Genomic DNA, 16,320 nt, shown 5'->3' with positions numbered 1-16,320 from the left:
CCGCCCGCAGCGCGGCCTCACGCACCAGCGCGGCGAGGTCCGCGACGACGAAACCCGGTGTCCGCCCGGCGATCTCGTCGAGATCGAGATCGCCGGTGGGCACCGGTTTGAGCAGCGCCTCCAGCAGCGCCTTGCGGGTGGCGGCGTCGGGCAGCGGCAGGCCCAGTTCCCGGTCGCACAGGTCGGGGGCGCGCAGCCGGGCGTCGAGCTGGTCCGGGTGGGCGGAGGTGGCGATCAGCGCGACGCCCCCGGTGGCGACGGCGGCGCGCAGCTCGCCGAGGATGAGGGCGGCCACCGGCTCGGCGGTGGCCGGCAGCAGCGCGTCGACGTCGGCGATCAGCAGCACGCCGCCGCCGTCGCGAACCTTCTTCACCGCCGCGGCAACGGTTTTCAGCCGGTCGTCGGCGGCCAGCGCGCCCACCTCCGGGCCGTCGAGCTCGACCAGTCGGCGGCCGTCGCACACCGCGCGCACCAGCGTCACCTTGCCCACGCCGGCCGGGCCCGACACCAGCACACCGAGGTTCGTGCCCGCGCCCAGGCTCTTGAGCAGGTGCGGCTCGTCGAGCGAGAGCTTGAGCCACTCGGCGAGTTTGGCGGCCTGCGGCTGCGAACCCTTGAGCTCCTCGACGAGGATCTCCGGGGTGCCGGTGGGAAGCTGCTCGTGGGCGCCCCCGACGGCCGGGACCCCGGTTCCCCAGCTGACCAACGAGTTCGGCTGCACGCTGACCGGCCCGTCCGGGTCGACCTCGGTGACGGTCAGCAGCTCCGAGGTCCAGCTGATCCCGACGGCCGAGGCCAGCGCCCGGGTAGCGGCCGACGTCGAGGTACCGGGGCCCAAGTCGCGGGGCAGCAGCGACACGGCGTCGCCGACGGTCATCACCTTGCCCAGCAACGCCTGTCGCAGCGTGACGGGCGTGATCGAGGTGGTGGCCATCGACGAGCCGGACAGCGTCACCGACCGCGCGCCGTAGACGGTGACCGCGCTGACGATGACCGCGGTGCCTTCGCGGAGCCCGGCGTTGGACAGCGTGACGTCGTCGAGCAGCACGATGCCGACCGGGGTGTCCGGGCCGGCCAGCCCGACAACGGCCGCCGTCGTTCGTGATCCGGTCAGCGATACCGCATCCCATTCTCGGATGCCAAGGGCGGCAACGGCATTGGGGTGGATGCGGACGACGCCGCGGCGGGAGTCGACGGCGGAGGTGTTCAGCCTGGCGGTGAGCGTGAGCTGACTGCCGGAGGCCGGGATCATCGCAGGCGCCCGCCCGGCTTCCGCAGTCCCAGCCGCGTCGTCGACCGGCGGCTCGGCTGCGCCCGGCGGTCCGCGCGCCGGACGGCGCGGCGCTCCTTGGGCTTGTCGTCCCACACCTCGGGGTGTTTGGCCAGCCAGCTCTTGGTGCGCACCGCGAACGGCACGTGGCACAGGTAGGCGATGATGATCACCCAGATCAGGATGTAGGGCTGCAGCACCGCGGCCGCCGCGACGGCCGCGAGCACCGCCAGCAGCGGAACCGCCCAGTTCGGCGGAATCGCCACAGTGTGCAGCTTCTTCATCGGGATCGCGCTGACCATCAGCATCGACGTCCCGGTGATCCAGATCGCGAGGAACCACACCGACGTCCACCAGCCCTCGCCGAACTGCAACTTGAGGGCGATCGTGCCGATCATGGAGACCGCGCCCGCCGGGGCTGGCATCCCGACGAAGAATTCATGCTGGTAGGCGTGCTGGGTTTCGTCGTCCTGCTGCGCGTTGTACCGGGCCAGGCGCAGCACGACACACACCGCGTACAGCAGCACCACCGCCCAGCCGACCGGCCACTTCGACAGCAGCATCACGTAGACCACCAAGGCGGGTGTCACCCCGAAGTTCACCGCGTCGGCCAGGGAGTCGATCTCGGCGCCGAGCCGCGACTGGGCACCCAGGATGCGGGCCACCCGTCCGTCCAGCGCGTCAAGGATCGCCGCCGCGGCGATCAGCGCCATCGCGGGAATCGGCTTGCCGTCGAGGGCGAACTTGATCGACGTCATGCCGGCGCAGATGGACAGCACCGTCATCGCGCTGGGCAACAGTTGCAGGCTTGCGGTTCGCCTATCCCGGCGCTTTTCGGTCATCTCAGCTCGGCCAGGATGGTCTCGCCGGCCACCGCCCGCTGGCCCACCTTCACCAGCGGCTCCGTGCCGGGTGGGAGATAGGTGTCCAGCCGCGAGCCGAATCGGATCAGGCCGTAGGTCTCGCCGATCGACAGCTTGTCCCCGGCGCGGGCGTCGCAGACGATGCGGCGCGCCAGCAGCCCCGCGACCTGCACGGCCACCACGTCGGCGCCGGCGTCGGTGCGGATGCGCAGGCTGGTGCGCTCGTTCTCGGTGCTCGCCGCGGGCAGGTCGGCCGACCCGAAGTGCCCCGGCCGGTGCTGCACGTCGATCACCTCACCGCTGACGGGGGCCCGCTGCACGTGGGCGTCCAGCAGCGACAGGAAGATGCTGACCCTGGGCAGCGGCGCCTGGCCCATGCCGAGCTCGGCCGGCGGGGCCGCCGCGTCGATCACGCAGATCTCGCCGTCGGCGGGGGCGACGACGGCGCCGGGCCGCGAGGGCGGCACCCGCGGGGGATGGCGGAAGAATCCGGCGCAGGCGCCGGCGGTCAGCAGGCCCGCCCGGCGCAGCCAGCGGTGGTTGCGCCCGACCAGCGCCACGCCCAGGCCGGCGGCGATGAACGGCCGCCCGGCCGGGTGCACCGGCGGAATGGCGGAACGCACCAGCTCGAGGGCGTGCTGGGGGCTGAAGGCCGGGTCCTCGGCGGTCGGGCCGACCGTGGGGGGGCGTCTTGCCACGGCGGCCATCTTACGGACTAGGTGAGGTCCCAGACTTGCAGCTCGGTCCCCGCGGACACCTCGACGACGTCCTCCGGGATGTCCAGCAGCCCGTTCGCCGACGCCAGCCACCGCAAATGGTGGGAGGCCGGCGGTCCGTAGCTGGTGACGGTCCCCGCTTCGCTATCGAGGATTGCCCGCCGGAACTGCCGTTTGCCGCGCGGCGAGGTCAGCGATTCGGCGAGGACCGCGGGCCGGTGCGGCCGCTCGGGGTCGGGCAGGCCCATCGCCCGGCGCAGCGCGGGGCGGATGAACACCTCGAAGGACACCAGCGCGCTGACCGGGTTGCCCGGCAGCGTGACGATCGTCGTGCCGGCCACCCGCCCGATGCCCTGCGGCATGCCCGGCTGCATCGCCACCTTGACGAACTCCACCCCCTGGTCGCCGTCCCGCCCGAACGCGTCCTTGACCACCTCGTAGGCGCCGGCGCTGACGCCGCCGCTGGTGATGATCAGGTCGCAGTCGCCCGCGTAGCGATCGAGGATCGAACTGAACTGTGCGACATCGTCTTCCGCGGTCGCGACGGCGATCACCTTGGCGCCGGCCTCGCGCACGGCCCCGGCCAGCATGATCGAGTTGGACTCGTAGATCTGTCCGGGCCGCAGCGGCGCCCCCGGCGCCACCAGCTCGGACCCCGTCGACATCACCAGAACACGTTGGCGCGGAACCACTTTGAGAGCCGCCATGCCCAGCGCCGACGCCAGGCCGAGCACCGCCGGCGTGACCACCTGTCCCCGGCGCAGCACGGTGGTGCCGGGCGCGACGTCCTCGCCGGCCCGCCGGATGTGCGCGCCCTCCGGACGCGGCGCCCGGATCGCCACCGCCTGCACGCCGCCGTCGGTGTCCTCGACCGGCACCACGGCCGTCGCCCCGGCCGGCAGCGGCGCGCCCGTCATGATGCGGTGCGCGGTTTTCGGTTGCAGCGTCAGCTCGTCGATGCGCCCGGCCGGAATGTCCTCGGCGACTTCCAACATCACCGGCTGCTCGGGCGTGGCGCCCGCGACGTCCTCGGCGCGCACCGCGTATCCGTCCATCGCCGAGTTGTCGAACACCGGCAGCGCCAGCGACGCGACCACGTCGTCGGCCAGCACCAGCCCCTGGGCCTCGGCCAGCCCGACCGCGACCGCCGGGCGGGCACGGATCATCTCCGCTACGACTCGCTGATGCTCCTCGACAGACCGCACCCGGCCATTATCCAAGGCCCAAAAATGCGGGTTGCGGACGTAAGGTTGAGAACGTGATTACCGGGTTGGCTCACACCGGGGTGTGCGTGCCCGACTGCGAGGCCGCGGTCGCGTACTACCGCGACGTGTTGGGCCTGCGTGTGCTCTCGCCGCCGTACGTCATGAGCGGTAACGCCATTCGCGAGGATATGCGAGAGCTGGTCGGTGACCCGAGCATGAAGGCGGCCATCGTCGGGTTCCCCGACGACGGCGACCGGGTGCTCGAGGTCATCGAATACCTCAACGTCGACGGCCTGCCCGCCGAGCGGGCCTTGACCGATCACGGCCTTTCGCACGTCGGCCTAATCTGCGAGGACCTCGACGCCACCCGCGCCGAGCTGGAGGGCAAGGGGGTGCGCTTCCTGGTCAGCGGGATCGCCGACGTCGCGCGGGTGCGCACCACTTGGTTCGTCGACCCCTGGGGCGTGGTGTTCATCCTGGTGGAAAAAAGCCGGCCCGAGCGACCGTACTTCGCGCAATACGGGGCGTGATGCCCCGAAAAATCACAGTCGGGATCATCGGCGCGGGTGCCGGCGGCATCGCGATGGGCATCCAGCTGGCCGACGGCGGCTACGACTTCACCATCTTCGACCGGGCCGACGGGTTCGGCGGGACCTGGCGGCACAACACGTTTCCGGGCGCGGCCTGCGACGTGCCCTCGCACCTGTACTCGTATTCGTTCGCGCCCAACCCGCGGTGGAGCAAGACCTACGCCAACCAGCCCGAGATCCTGGCCTACCTGGAGAAGGTCGCCGCCGACCACGGGCTGGCCGCGCATTTGCGTCCCCACACCGAGATCACCACGGTGCGCTGGTCGGATCGGGAGCGGCGCTGGACGCTGCGCACCGGGGACGGCGCCGAGCACCACTTCGACGTCGTGGTGAGCGCCGTCGGGATGCTCGACGTGCCCAACGTGCCCGACATCCCCGGCGCGGCGAGGTTCCGCGGGCGCCAATTCCATTCGGCGCGTTGGGATCACAGCAAGCCGACGGCCGGGGAGCGGGTCGCGTCCATCGGAACGGGCGCCAGCGCCATCCAGTACGTGCCCGCGATCGCGCGAGAAACCGCGCACCTCACCGTGTTTCAGCGGACACCGATCTGGATCGCGCCGCGGTTCGACTTCCCGTTCACCCCCGAGCAGCACGCGGAGTTCGAGCGCCACCCCGAGACGGCGCGCAAGCTGCGCGACGAGGCCTTCGACGCCTACGAGTCATCCGACTTCGACGTCGACGCCGCGCAGACGCGCGAGGCGACCGAGCTGGCCCACAGCTATCTGATGCGCAAGGTCGCCGACCCCGAGCTGCGCGCGAAGCTGACGCCCGACTACCCCGTCGGCTGCAAGCGGCCGCTGATGTCGCGCGATTGGTACCCCACGTTCGCCCTGCCCAACGTCAGCCTGGAGACGACGGCCATCGCCGAGCTGACCGAGCGCGGGGTGCGCACCGTCGACGGCACCGAGCACCGCGTCGACACCGTCATCTACGGCACCGGGTTCAAGGCCGCCGACTACCTGGCCAGCATCGACGTGTACGGGTCGGGCGGCCGCCACCTGCGCGACGAGTGGAGCGGGGGCGCGGAGGCCTACCTCGGCACGCTGATCGCCGGGTATCCGAACTTCTTCACGCTGTACGGCCCGAATACCAATGGCGTCAACTCGATCCTGTACATCCACGAGGCGCAGACGACGTTCGTCCGCCACATCCTCGACGTCATGGGCGATCGCGGCGCGCGCACGATCGAGGTCACGCCCGCGGCGCAGCGACGCTACAACGACGAGATCCAGGCCGCCATGGTCGGCAAGGTCTGGCTCGCCTGCACCAACTACTTCCGGCACCCCAGCGGCAAGGTCGTCACCCAGTTGCCCTACAGCGGCCGGACGTTCTTCGAGCGGACCCGCGAGCTGGTCGACGGCGATTACCGATTCGCCTGCTAGCGGCCGGCGCGTCCCGATGGCGGTGAACCCTGCGCACCCCGCGCTCGCCCCGGTGTCGGGCCGGCGCTCCAATTCCGGCCTGCTGCAAGGCGTTTGGCGCCGGCGATGCCGGCCGACTGCCCTGCCTTAGCCGCTTGACCCGCTCCGCGGCCCTGATCGGGGCGCTGCGCGCCATCTCGATCTTGGTCCGCGCCCACGCCGCTTCCCGCTTCGACTGCGGCTTCTTAGCCTGCACGGCCAAACCCTACGTCGCGCCCGGGGCCCGCATCGCGGCCCGGCACCGAATGTTCGCCCACCATTAACCCGCCTACTGCACCCAGTAGTTGTCGTGGCGGATGAACCACTCCCGGCGTTCGTCGTCGGTCATGTCGGCCAGCGCCGCGAAGCCCTCGAAGTAGGCCTCGCGCGGCGCGCCGGGCGCGAACAACATCAGGACCGACGCCGGCGCGTCCGCCTCGTTGCGGAAACCGTGGACGCCGCCGGGCGGGACGTAGAGGAAGTCGCCCTGGTGGCCGTCGACCCACTCGTTGCCGTCGAAGAGCTTCATCGTCCCGGACAGGACGAAGAACGCCTCGGACATCGCGCGGTGATAGTGCGCCGGGGGCCCACCGCCGGCCGGCGCGATGTCGACCCGGTACAGGCCGTAGTCGCCGTCGGTGGCCTGCTGATTCGCCAGATAGTGGTACTTGGTCCCGAAGGTCTCGTAGTCCGGCGGCGAGTCGGCTCGCCTGAGCCAGGCGCTGATCTCCGGTTCGTCCTTGGTGTAGCGCGGCGGCGGATACGGGGGCACGACGAGGGACACGTTTTCCAGCTTGCCAGTTAGCATCGCCGGTGTGGAGGGGCGGACTGACGACGAACAACGGCGCGTAGAACGGCTTCTCGACGCCCAGACGAAGGCGTCGCAGCTGTTCGACGAGATCGAACGCCGCACGATGATCCGCCCGGGCGTCGGCGAACGGGAGTTGTCCGACGATATCGCCCGCCTCGCCGCGGACATGCTCGGCGTGACCCGGCACTGGCATCGCCGGATCGTGCGGGCCGGCGTGAACACGTTGCAGCCCTTCAAGGAACACCCGCCGGACCGCGTGATCGCCGAGGACGACATCGTCTTCCTCGATCTGGGACCGATCTTCGAGGAGTGGGAGGCCGACTTCGGGCGCACGTTCGTGCTGGGTGACGATCCGCACAAGACGGCTGTCCGCGATGCGCTGCCCCGGGTGTGGGACGCCGGGCGTCGCTATTTCGACGACCACCCGGACGTCACCGGCGCCCAGTTGTTCGACTACGTCGTCGGGGCGGCCCACGCGGAGGGCTTCGAGTGGGGCAGCCACATCGCGGGCCATCTGCTGGGCGAGTTCCCGCACAAGAAGATCGCCGGGGACGGGGTCGAGTGGTACATCAAGCCCGGCTCGAACACGCCGATGCGGCGCACGGACCCGACCGGCCGCCGTTGCCACTGGATCCTGGAAATCCACCTGGTCGATCGGGTCCGTGGCTTCGGCGGTTTCTACGAGCAGCTGCTCGATCTGCCCTGAACCGGCGGGGCCGGCCGGTCAGTCGAACGGATAGACCACCCCGGTGAGCTCCTCGGAGACGGCCCACAGCCGCCGCTGTGTGTCGACGTCGTGCGACTTCGCGCTGGAGCCAACGATTTTCGGGTAGCCGCGCGTCTCGCCGAAGCCGTCAGGCCCGTAGTACTGGCCGCCGAGCACGCCCGGGTCGGTAGCGGCGCGCAGCGTCGGGAGCGCGCCCATGGCCGCGTCCTGCGCAATCACGTTGAAGAACACGTTGACGAGCGGCCGGAACGCCGCGGGCGTGTAGCGGCCCAGCTCGGTGTTCGACCCGCCGGGGTGGGCGGCGGCGGCGATCGTCGTGCCATGCGGGGCGAGCCGGCGCTGCAGCTCGTAGGTGAACAGCAGGTTGGCCAGCTTGGCCTGTCCGTAAGCCGCCACGCGGTTGTACCGACGCTCCCACTGCAGGTCGTCGAAGTGGATGTCGGCGAGGATGCGGTGGCCCATGCTGCTGACGGTGACCACCCGGGAGCCGGCGACGGGCAGCAGCCGGTCCAGCAACAGGCCGGTGAGCGCAAAGTGGCCGAGGTGGTTGGTGCCGAACTGCATCTCGAAGCCGTCCTTGGTGGTTTCCTTCGGCGTGTACATGACGCCGGCGTTGTTGATCAGCAGGTCGATGCGGTCGTGCGCGGAGCGCAGCTGCTCGGCCGCGGCGCGGACGGAGTCCAGCGATGTCAGGTCGAGCTCTTGCAGCGCGACGTCGGCGTGCGGGCTCTTCGCGGTGATCCGGGCCGCGGCGTCCTTGCCCTTGTCGAGGTTGCGCACCGCCAGCACCACGTGGGCGCCGTGGTCGGCGAGGGCCAGGGCGGTCTCGTAGCCCAGCCCGGTGTTCGCTCCCGTGATGACGGCGACGCGACCGGTCTGGTCGGGAATGTCCGCGGCGGTCCACTTGGCCATGGGAAAGCTCCTAAACTAGTAAGGTAAACGGGGCGAGCGCTCCGGTTGTCCCTCACTATACGGAACGCACGCCCCGTTTTGTCAACCGACTCGAGGTGAACTTATGGCGCAACCCGCACGGCCGCTGCGCGCCGACGCGGCGCGCAACCGCGCGCGCGTGCTGGAGGTCGCCTACGACACGTTCGCGGCCGAGGGCCTGTCGGTGCCGATCGACGAGATCGCCCGCCGCGCCGGGGTCGGGGCCGGCACCGTCTACCGGCACTTCCCCACCAAGGAGGCGCTGTTTCTGGCGGTGATCGAGGATCGGATGCAGCGCCTGGTCGACGACGGGCGCGCCCTGCTGGAGTCCGAGGGTCCGGGGGAAGCGCTCTTCGCGTTCCTGCGCTCCATGGTGCTGCAGTGGGGCGCGGCGGACCGCGGCCTGGCCGACGCGCTGGCCGGCTACGGCATCGACATCGCCTGCGCCGCCCCCGAGGCCGAGGACGCGTTCAAGGCGATGCTCGGCGAGCTGCTGCGTGCCGCCCAGGATGCGGGCGCCGCGCGGCGCGACGTCGACATGCAGGATCTCAAGGCGATCCTGGTCGGCTGCCAGGCGATGGAGGCGTACGACTCGGCGCTGGCCGGGCGGGTGACCGACGTCGTCGTCGACGGTTTACGCGCGCAGCGATAACGCCTGGGCCGTTCTTGCACTCGGCATAGGCGAGTGCTAAGAATGACGTTGGCACTCGCGACCGGTGAGTGCTAGGTCGGGACGGTGAGACCAAGTTGGTCGTCCGTCGCGGGCACTGCACCCGGCCAGGACGTGTCATCCCCTATCCGGAGGAATCACTTCGCAATGGCCAAGACAATTGCGTACGACGAAGAGGCCCGTCGCGGCCTCGAGCGGGGCCTGAACAGCCTTGCCGACGCGGTAAAGGTGACGTTGGGGCCCAAGGGCCGCAACGTCGTCCTGGAGAAGAAGTGGGGTGCCCCCACGATCACCAACGATGGTGTGTCCATCGCCAAGGAGATCGAGCTGGAGGACCCGTACGAGAAGATCGGCGCCGAGCTGGTCAAGGAAGTTGCCAAGAAGACCGACGACGTCGCCGGTGACGGCACGACGACGGCCACGGTGCTGGCCCAGGCCCTGGTGAAAGAGGGCCTGCGCAACGTCGCGGCGGGCGCCAACCCGCTCGGCCTCAAGCGCGGCATCGAGAAGGCCGTCGAGAAGATCACCGAGACCCTGCTGAAGTCGGCCAAGGACGTCGAGACCAAGGAGCAGATCGCGGCCACCGCGGCCATTTCCGCGGGCGACCAGTCGATCGGCGACCTGATCGCCGAGGCGATGGACAAGGTCGGCAACGAGGGCGTCATCACCGTCGAGGAGTCCAACACCTTCGGCCTGCAGCTCGAGCTCACCGAGGGCATGCGGTTCGACAAGGGCTACATCTCGGGCTACTTCGTCACCGACGCCGAGCGTCAGGAAGCGGTCCTGGAGGACCCCTACATCCTGCTGGTCAGCTCCAAGGTGTCGACCGTCAAGGACCTGCTGCCGCTGCTGGAGAAGGTCATCCAGGGTGGTAAGCCGCTGCTGATCATCGCCGAGGACGTCGAGGGCGAGGCTCTCTCCACCCTGGTCGTCAACAAGATCCGCGGCACCTTCAAGTCGGTGGCCGTCAAGGCTCCCGGCTTCGGTGACCGGCGCAAGGCGATGCTGCAGGACATGGCCATCCTCACCGGTGGTCAGGTCATCAGCGAAGAGGTCGGCCTGTCCCTCGAGACCGCCGACATCTCGCTGCTGGGCAAGGCCCGCAAGGTGGTCATCACCAAGGACGAGACCACCATCGTCGAGGGCGCCGGTGACCCGGACGCCATCGCCGGCCGGGTGGCCCAGATCCGCACCGAGATCGAGAACAGCGACTCCGACTACGACCGCGAGAAGCTGCAGGAGCGCCTGGCCAAGCTGGCCGGCGGTGTTGCGGTGATCAAGGCCGGCGCCGCCACCGAGGTGGAGCTCAAGGAGCGCAAGCACCGCATCGAGGACGCGGTCCGCAACGCCAAGGCGGCCGTCGAGGAGGGCATCGTCGCCGGTGGCGGCGTGGCCCTGCTGCAGGCGGCACCGGCCCTGGACGAGCTCAAGCTCAAGGGCGACGAGGCGACTGGCGCCAACATCGTCAAGGTGGCGTTGGAGGCTCCGCTGAAGCAGATCGCCTTCAACTCCGGGCTGGAGCCCGGCGTTGTCGCCGAGAAGGTCCGCAACTCGAAGGCCGGCACCGGCTTGAACGCCGCCACCGGCGAGTACGAGGACCTGCTCAAGGCCGGCGTTGCCGACCCGGTGAAGGTGACCCGTTCGGCGCTGCAGAACGCGGCGTCCATCGCGGGGCTGTTCCTGACGACCGAGGCCGTCGTGGCCGACAAGCCGGAGAAGGCGGCCGCTCCCGCGGGCGACCCGACCGGCGGCATGGGCGGCATGGACTTCTAGTAAGTCAACGAAAAGCCCGGTCCCTCGAAACCCGAGTGGGCCGGGCTTTTTCGTGTTTTGGCGCCGATCGGCGTTGTGTGTGAACCTACGGCTTTGCGTGTGAAGCCAGGGTCGGATTCCGGCGATTTTTCCGCCGTAGTTTCACCCTCAACGCCCTGAGCTCACAATCAATGCGCCCGCGCCAAGAGTCAGGCCGGCAGCGAGAACACCACGCAGTCGTGCAGGCAGCCTTTGGCGACGCTGGGGGAGTCGGCCTCGCGGTGCAGCAGCGCGCGCTCCGGCACGACGCCCAGGCGGACCGTGTCGTCGTCCGACTCGGTCACCTCGGCGCTGCCGTCGACGATCAGCGAGTAGCCACCGGCCTCCCGCGGGGGCCACAGCAGGGTGACGTCGCGGCGGTGCGCGAGGTTGCTGCGCGTGCGGCCGCCGATGAGCCCGACGTCGAGGACCGCGCCGTCACGCAGCCGCGGCTCGACCGTCACGGTGTGCACGCGATAGTCCTCGCCGACGGTGATCAGGTACGCGAACGGGAAGTCCGGGAGCACCGCGGCCAGCCGCTCGACGTCGACCTTTTTCTTCGTGCGCATGGCTTCGAGGATAGGCCGCTAGTCGGTTAGGAGCGGCTCCCTGGTCGCGGGGTCGGGGACGTCGGGGCCGCGCTCGCCCTTGTTGAAGAACCCGGAGCTGGGGATGTTGGACTCCCGGCCGGTCAGGGTCCGCACGCCGGGGTCGGCGTTGCCGGCGGCGAAGAACGGGCCGGTCGCCCCCGTCGTGGTCCGCAGGGCCGGCGGGGTGGGGGTGGGGCCACCCGCCGCGCTGACCGAGGAATTCGCGTGGCCGGCTTCGAGGCCGCTGGCGAGGGCGCTGGCGTCGGCCGGCGCGGCGAAGCCGGCGTTGCTCAGCAGGCTCGATCCGGCGGCCGGGGCCAGGCCGCCGGTCGACGCGCTGACCGAGTTGAGCAGGCCCGAGCTGAGGTTGGCCGCGCTGACGCCGCCGGTCATGTAGTGGCTGGAGTTGAGCGCCTCCGCACTGCCCAGCCCGTTCTCCTGGAAGAAACCGGTGTTGGCCGTGCCGGTGTTCAAAACGCCGGCATTGACCGATCCGGAATTCAGGAAGCCGGTATTCGAAACGCCCGAATTCCCGATTCCGAAGTTGCCGCTGCCGGAGTTGAAAAAGCCGATGTTGCCGGTGCCCGAGTTGAACAACCCGATGTTGCCGCTGCCCGAGTTGAAGCCGCCGAAGCCGATCTGATTGCTCCCGGTCAGCCCGATCCCGAAGTCGTTGCTGCCGCTGTTGCCGAAGCCGAAGTTGTTATTTCCGAGGTTGCCCAAGCCGAAGTTGTTGTTACCCGAATTTCCGGAACCGACATTCAGGCTGCCGCTGTTTCCGAAACCGATGTTCGAATTGCCCATCGTTATGGGGCCGAAACTCATTCGGCCGTTGGCGAAGTTGAAACCGAGCTTCTGCAGGACCTGCTGCCAGGGCGCCAATTGCGCGACGGCCGAGGACGCGTCGGCGTGGTAGCCGAACATCGCGGCGACGTCGGTTGCCCACATCGCCTCGTAGGCCGCCTCGGTGTCCATGATCGCCGGGATGTTGAAACCGAACCAGTCCGTGGCCGCCAGGGCCTGCACCAGGGCGCGATTGGCCGCCACCACCGCGGGCTGCACCGTGGCCGCCACCGCAGTCTCGAACGCGGCCGCAATGGCCGCGGCCTGGCTCGATGCCGCCTCGGCTTGCGCGGCCGCCGCGCTGAGCCAGCTCACGTACTGCGTCGCCACGGCCATCATTGCGGCCGCCGACGCGCCCTGCCACGAACCGTTGGCCAGATCGTTTGTCACCGAAAAGAATGACGAAGCCGAAGACGCCAGATCCTCGGCCAACCCATCCCATGCGGCGGCCGCAGCAAGCAGCGGCGCCGCCCCGGGACCGGCGTAGATAAGTGCCGAGTTGATTTCTGGCGGCAACCACGCAAAATGCGGGCTTGTCACTAACCCAACTTAACCGGGGAGGGCCGCCCTTCGTGGCGTTATCGACCAGGTACCGGAATAGGCTTTCGGCCCCGGACCAACTTCCCTGGCCGCGCGGCGGTCGGAACGCCATTTTCGGCAATTATTTCACCGGAAACCACCGTTGTCACATATCCTTCGGCGGTCTGGTCCAGTCTCCGGCCGCCGGCGGGTAGGTCGTGTCGGATCACGGGTTTGTGCAGCCGCAGGGCGGCGTGATCGATGACGTTGAGATCGGCCTTGTAGCCGACGGCAATGCGGCCGCGGTCGCCCAGACCGGCGACGCGGGCCGGCACGGAGGTCAACTCGCGTACGGCCTCCGGCACCGTGAATCGCCCGGACTTGCGGTCGCGGGCCCAGTGGGCCAGGAAGTACGTCGTGTAGCTGGCGTCGCAGATCATCCCGTAATGCGCACCGCCGTCGCCGAGCCCGAGCACGACGTCGTCGCGGTGCAGCAGCTCGCCGACGGTGTCGAGCGAGTTGCCCTGCAGGTTGCTGGTCGCGACCAGCAGCGTGGCGCGTCCCTCGTCGTCGAGCAGCCGGTCGTAGGCCTCCTCCATCGGATCCACCCCGCGGGCGCGGGCGCGGGCCCCGACGCTGGTCGACGGGTCGGGCTCGTAGTCGGGGTTGTCGCCCAGCGGGAAGATCCAGTCCCACATCTGGGCCACGTACAGGATGGGGTGGCCGACGCCGGGCTTGTCGGCCAGGATGCGGGCGCGGACTTCCGGCTTGCGCATCTCGGCGACCCGCTCGGCCAGCGGCAGGTGCGCGATCTCGCGGTAGCTGGGGTAGAGGACGAACGGGTTGGCGGACAGTTGCAGCCCGATGATCAACCCGATCGGGCGCGGCAGCAGCTGCGCGGTGACCTGCGGCTCGTCCCCGGGCGTCCTCGAGTTGGCCTTCTCGATCATGGTGATGGCGTCCGGCCACGTCGGGTCGCCGGCGTTGGCGACGACCAGGGTGAACGTGACCGGCAGCCCGACGTCCTCGGCCACGTCGAAGACCGTCTGCAGCACCGGCTGATAGCCGCCGGCCGGGATGTCCGGCACGAACTGGAGCAGGCCGCCGCCGCCGTCGACCACGCCCCTGGCGATCTCTTCGATCTCCTCGCGGGCGGCGTCGTAACTCGGTATGGGCGAACCGCTTTCGGTCTTGTGGATCGTCAGCCGCGACGACGCGAAGCCGAGCGCGCCGACCTCGATCGCCTCCTTGGCCAGCGCCCGCATCTTGGCCAGGTCTTCGGCGGTGGCCGGCTCGCGGTCGGCGCCGCGCTGACCCATCACATACACCCGCAGCGGCGAGTGCGGCAGGTAGGCGGCCACGTCGATGTCGCGCTTGCCCGCGTCCAGCGCGTCCATGTATTCGGGGAAGGTCTCCCAATTCCACGGCAGGCCGTCGGTCATGACGACGCCGGGAATGTCCTCGACCCCGGCCATCACGTCGACGAGCACGTCGTGGTCCTCGCGGCGGCACGGCGCAAACCCGACCCCGCAGTTGCCCATCACCACCGTGGTCACCCCGTGCGCCGACGACGGCGTCAGCCGCTCCGACCAGATGGACTGGCCGTCGTAGTGGGTGTGCAGGTCGACGAAACCGGGCGTGACCAGCAGGCCGGTCGCGTCGATCTCCCGCTTGGCGCCATCCCCGTTCACGGACCCGACGGCCGCTATGACGCCGTCTTTCACCGCCACGTCGCCGACGTACGGCTCACCGCCCAGCCCGTCGACGATGCTGCCGTTGCGGATGATCAGGTCGTAGGTCATCTAAATAATCTACGACCGCGCCGGTGGGTCGTGCCAGGATCTCTTCCGTGATCGATCACGTCGGAATCAACTGCGCCGACTATCCGAAATCGCAGGACTTTTACGACAACGTGCTGGGAGTGCTCGGGTTCTCGCGGCAACTGGATTTCGGCCGGGCCATCGGGTACGGCCGCGACGGCAAGCCCGCGTTCTGGATCTCCGACGGGGCGGGGATGGGTCCGGCTCGGGAGGTGCACCTGGCCTTCGCGGCCGCCGACGAGGACGCGGTGCGCGCTTTTCACCGGGCGGCCGTGGAACGGGGCGCCGAGTCGTTGCACGAGCCGCGGCTGTGGCCCGAATACCACCCCGGCTATTTCGGCGCTTTCGTGCGCGATCCCGACGGCAACAACGTCGAGGCGGTCTGGCACGGCGCGTAGTGTCGGCCGTATGGGAGCTGAAAGCGACGCCGCCACACAGGAACTGCTTCGCGACGCGTTCACCCGGTTGATCGAGCACGTCGACGAGCTCACCGACGGGCTGACCGACGAGGTGTCCGACTACCGCCCGACGCCGAACGCCAACAGCATCGCCTGGCTGATCTGGCACAGCGCGCGGGTGCAGGACATACAGCTCGCCCATGTGGCCGGCGTCGAGCAGGTGTGGACTCGCGACGGCTGGGTGGACCGCTTCGGGCTGGACCTGCCGCGCAACGACACCGGCTACGGGCACGGCCCCGACGAGGTGGCGAAGGTCAAGGCGCCGGCGGAGCTGCTGGCCGGCTACTACCACGCGGTGCACAAGCTGACCCTCGAATACATCGCCAGCGTGACCGCCGGCGAGCTGTCCCGCGTCGTCGACACCAACTGGGACCCGCCGGTGACGGCCAGCGCCCGGCTGGTGAGCATCATCGACGACTGTGCCCAGCACCTCGGGCAGGCCGCCTACGTGCGGGGCATTCAGTAGGTTCTAGGGCGTGCGATTCGCCGCGACCGTGCTGCTGTGGCTGGCCGCCACGCTCGCCCTGGCCGTAGCGATCCCGGCGTCGTGGGCGCAGCGCAACCTCGTCAGCGAGGACGGTTACGCCGCGCTGGCGCAGCGCGCCGCCGGCGATCCCGCCCTGCAGTCGGCGATGGCGGCCGAACTCACCACCCGGGCCATGGCGCTGATCGCGGCGCACGGCGGGGGGCGTTACCCGGTGGACGGCTCGGAGGTGCACGACGTCGCCGCCGCGTTCACGGCCGGGCCGGGGTTCCCGCCGCTGTTCGCCCGCGCGAACCGGGCGGCGCATCGCTACCTGTTCACCGCCGACGGGTCCGCGGAATGGGCGATCGACGTGGCCCCGATGCTCAACGACGCCGCTATGCAGCAGGTGCTGGCCCGGCACCACGTGACGGTGCCGGCGAACCTGACGGTGCCGCTCACGGCGTCGATGCCGTCGTCGGTGCGGCCGGGGCGGCTGAGCACGCTGGCCAGGCGGGGGCCCTGGATCAGCGCCGGCGCGGCGGCCCTGAGCGGTCTGTGCGCGCTCCTGACGCTGGCCGCCGCGCGCGGCCGCGGGAAGGCGCTGACCAGCCTGGGCGTCTCGGCGCTGCTCGTCGGCGGGGCGGGATGGGC

General features: G+C 69.9%; 18 protein-coding genes. 9 read left to right on the top strand and 9 right to left on the bottom strand.

Translation table 11 applies throughout. The features are described from left to right. The 4 genes from A5706_RS29095 to glp form a co-directional block, all read right to left on the bottom strand. The coding region (locus tag A5706_RS29095) for an AAA family ATPase (RefSeq protein ID WP_156767398.1) at window positions 1-1,252 on the bottom strand (1,252 nt) is incomplete at its 3' end. After that, the gene (pssA, locus tag A5706_RS29090) at window positions 1,249-2,112 is read right to left on the bottom strand and encodes a CDP-diacylglycerol--serine O-phosphatidyltransferase (protein ID WP_068139146.1); all 864 of its coding nucleotides are present in this window, start codon (window positions 2,110-2,112) and stop codon (window positions 1,249-1,251) included. The genes A5706_RS29095 and pssA, both read right to left, overlap by 4 nt. Beyond that, the gene (locus A5706_RS29085) at window positions 2,109-2,831 is read right to left on the bottom strand and encodes a phosphatidylserine decarboxylase (RefSeq protein ID WP_231985455.1); all 723 of its coding nucleotides are present in this window, start codon (window positions 2,829-2,831) and stop codon (window positions 2,109-2,111) included. Before A5706_RS29085 ends, pssA begins: the two co-directional genes overlap by 4 nt. 17 nt (window positions 2,832-2,848) lie before the next feature. Further along, entirely contained in the window at window positions 2,849-4,054 is a 1,206-nt protein-coding gene (gene glp, locus A5706_RS29080) for a gephyrin-like molybdotransferase Glp (protein ID WP_068139143.1), read from the bottom strand. 53 nt (window positions 4,055-4,107) lie between these two features. Between glp and A5706_RS29075 the strand changes: the two genes are divergently transcribed. The 3 genes from A5706_RS29075 to A5706_RS33335 all read left to right on the top strand — a co-directional run bounded on the left by A5706_RS29075 (window position 4,108) and on the right by A5706_RS33335 (window position 6,328). Beyond that, window positions 4,108-4,584 carry a VOC family protein gene (locus A5706_RS29075; RefSeq protein WP_068139140.1) on the top strand — a complete coding sequence of 159 codons (477 nt, stop codon included), beginning with the start codon at window positions 4,108-4,110 and terminating at the stop codon, window positions 4,582-4,584. Continuing rightward, a complete protein-coding gene (locus A5706_RS29070; protein WP_068139137.1) occupies window positions 4,584-6,026 on the top strand; it encodes an NAD(P)/FAD-dependent oxidoreductase in 1,443 nt (480 codons plus the stop codon). The genes A5706_RS29075 and A5706_RS29070 overlap by 1 nt, the downstream gene beginning before the upstream one ends. 134 nt (window positions 6,027-6,160) lie before the next feature. Next, entirely contained in the window at window positions 6,161-6,328 is a 168-nt protein-coding gene (locus A5706_RS33335; protein WP_156767397.1) for a hypothetical protein, read from the top strand. Window positions 6,329-6,333: 5 nt separating this feature from the next. On the opposite strand, the gene A5706_RS29065 is transcribed toward A5706_RS33335, so the two are convergent. Next, entirely contained in the window at window positions 6,334-6,828 is a 495-nt protein-coding gene (locus A5706_RS29065) for a cupin domain-containing protein (RefSeq protein ID WP_068139149.1), read from the bottom strand. Window positions 6,829-6,859: 31 nt separating this feature from the next. Between A5706_RS29065 and A5706_RS29060 the strand changes: the two genes are divergently transcribed. Then, complete coding sequence (locus tag A5706_RS29060; RefSeq protein WP_068139133.1) at window positions 6,860-7,561, top strand: M24 family metallopeptidase; 702 nt, start codon at window positions 6,860-6,862, stop codon at window positions 7,559-7,561. Window positions 7,562-7,579: 18 nt separating this feature from the next. On the opposite strand, the gene A5706_RS29055 is transcribed toward A5706_RS29060, so the two are convergent. Continuing rightward, the gene (locus A5706_RS29055; RefSeq protein ID WP_068139132.1) at window positions 7,580-8,494 is read right to left on the bottom strand and encodes an SDR family NAD(P)-dependent oxidoreductase; all 915 of its coding nucleotides are present in this window, start codon (window positions 8,492-8,494) and stop codon (window positions 7,580-7,582) included. 103 nt (window positions 8,495-8,597) lie between these two features. Between A5706_RS29055 and A5706_RS29050 the strand changes: the two genes are divergently transcribed. After that, window positions 8,598-9,164, top strand: a complete 567-nt coding sequence (locus tag A5706_RS29050; RefSeq protein ID WP_068139129.1) for a TetR/AcrR family transcriptional regulator — start codon at window positions 8,598-8,600, stop codon at window positions 9,162-9,164. 165 nt (window positions 9,165-9,329) lie between these two features. After that, window positions 9,330-10,955, top strand: coding sequence for a chaperonin GroEL (groL, locus tag A5706_RS29045; RefSeq protein WP_068111372.1), 1,626 nt, complete (start codon window positions 9,330-9,332; stop codon window positions 10,953-10,955). A 188-nt stretch (window positions 10,956-11,143) separates the two neighbouring features. Here the strand turns inward: groL and A5706_RS29040 are convergent, their stop codons facing one another. Genes A5706_RS29040 through A5706_RS29030 form a run of 3 tightly spaced genes read right to left on the bottom strand, consistent with a single transcriptional unit; the run spans window position 11,144 to window position 14,727 of the window. After that, window positions 11,144-11,542 carry a hypothetical protein gene (locus tag A5706_RS29040; protein ID WP_068139126.1) on the bottom strand — a complete coding sequence of 133 codons (399 nt, stop codon included), beginning with the start codon at window positions 11,540-11,542 and terminating at the stop codon, window positions 11,144-11,146. An 18-nt stretch (window positions 11,543-11,560) separates the two neighbouring features. Next, window positions 11,561-12,946: a PPE family protein gene (locus A5706_RS29035; protein WP_068139125.1), complete on the bottom strand. Its 1,386-nt coding sequence runs from the start codon at window positions 12,944-12,946 to the stop codon at window positions 11,561-11,563. Window positions 12,947-12,984: 38 nt separating this feature from the next. Then, entirely contained in the window at window positions 12,985-14,727 is a 1,743-nt protein-coding gene (locus tag A5706_RS29030; protein ID WP_068139117.1) for an amidohydrolase family protein, read from the bottom strand. 47 nt (window positions 14,728-14,774) lie between these two features. On the opposite strand from A5706_RS29030, the gene A5706_RS29025 reads away from it, so the two are divergent. The 3 genes from A5706_RS29025 to A5706_RS29015 form a co-directional block, all read left to right on the top strand. Beyond that, window positions 14,775-15,143, top strand: a complete 369-nt coding sequence (locus A5706_RS29025) for a VOC family protein (RefSeq protein WP_068139114.1) — start codon at window positions 14,775-14,777, stop codon at window positions 15,141-15,143. A 10-nt stretch (window positions 15,144-15,153) separates the two neighbouring features. Then, window positions 15,154-15,669 (top strand): mycothiol transferase, encoded by a 516-nt coding sequence (locus tag A5706_RS29020; RefSeq protein WP_068139112.1) that lies wholly within the window; start codon window positions 15,154-15,156, stop codon window positions 15,667-15,669. A 10-nt stretch (window positions 15,670-15,679) separates the two neighbouring features. After that, on the top strand, window positions 15,680-16,320 hold a 641-nt coding region (locus A5706_RS29015), incomplete at its 3' end, for a hypothetical protein (RefSeq protein WP_068139109.1).

The organism is Mycobacterium sp. E796 (assembly GCF_001672815.1).
Lineage (GTDB): Bacteria > Actinomycetota > Actinomycetes > Mycobacteriales > Mycobacteriaceae > Mycobacterium.
The sequence above is the reverse complement of the archived record's forward strand: the minus strand, read 5'-3'. Positions and strand labels throughout refer to the sequence as shown.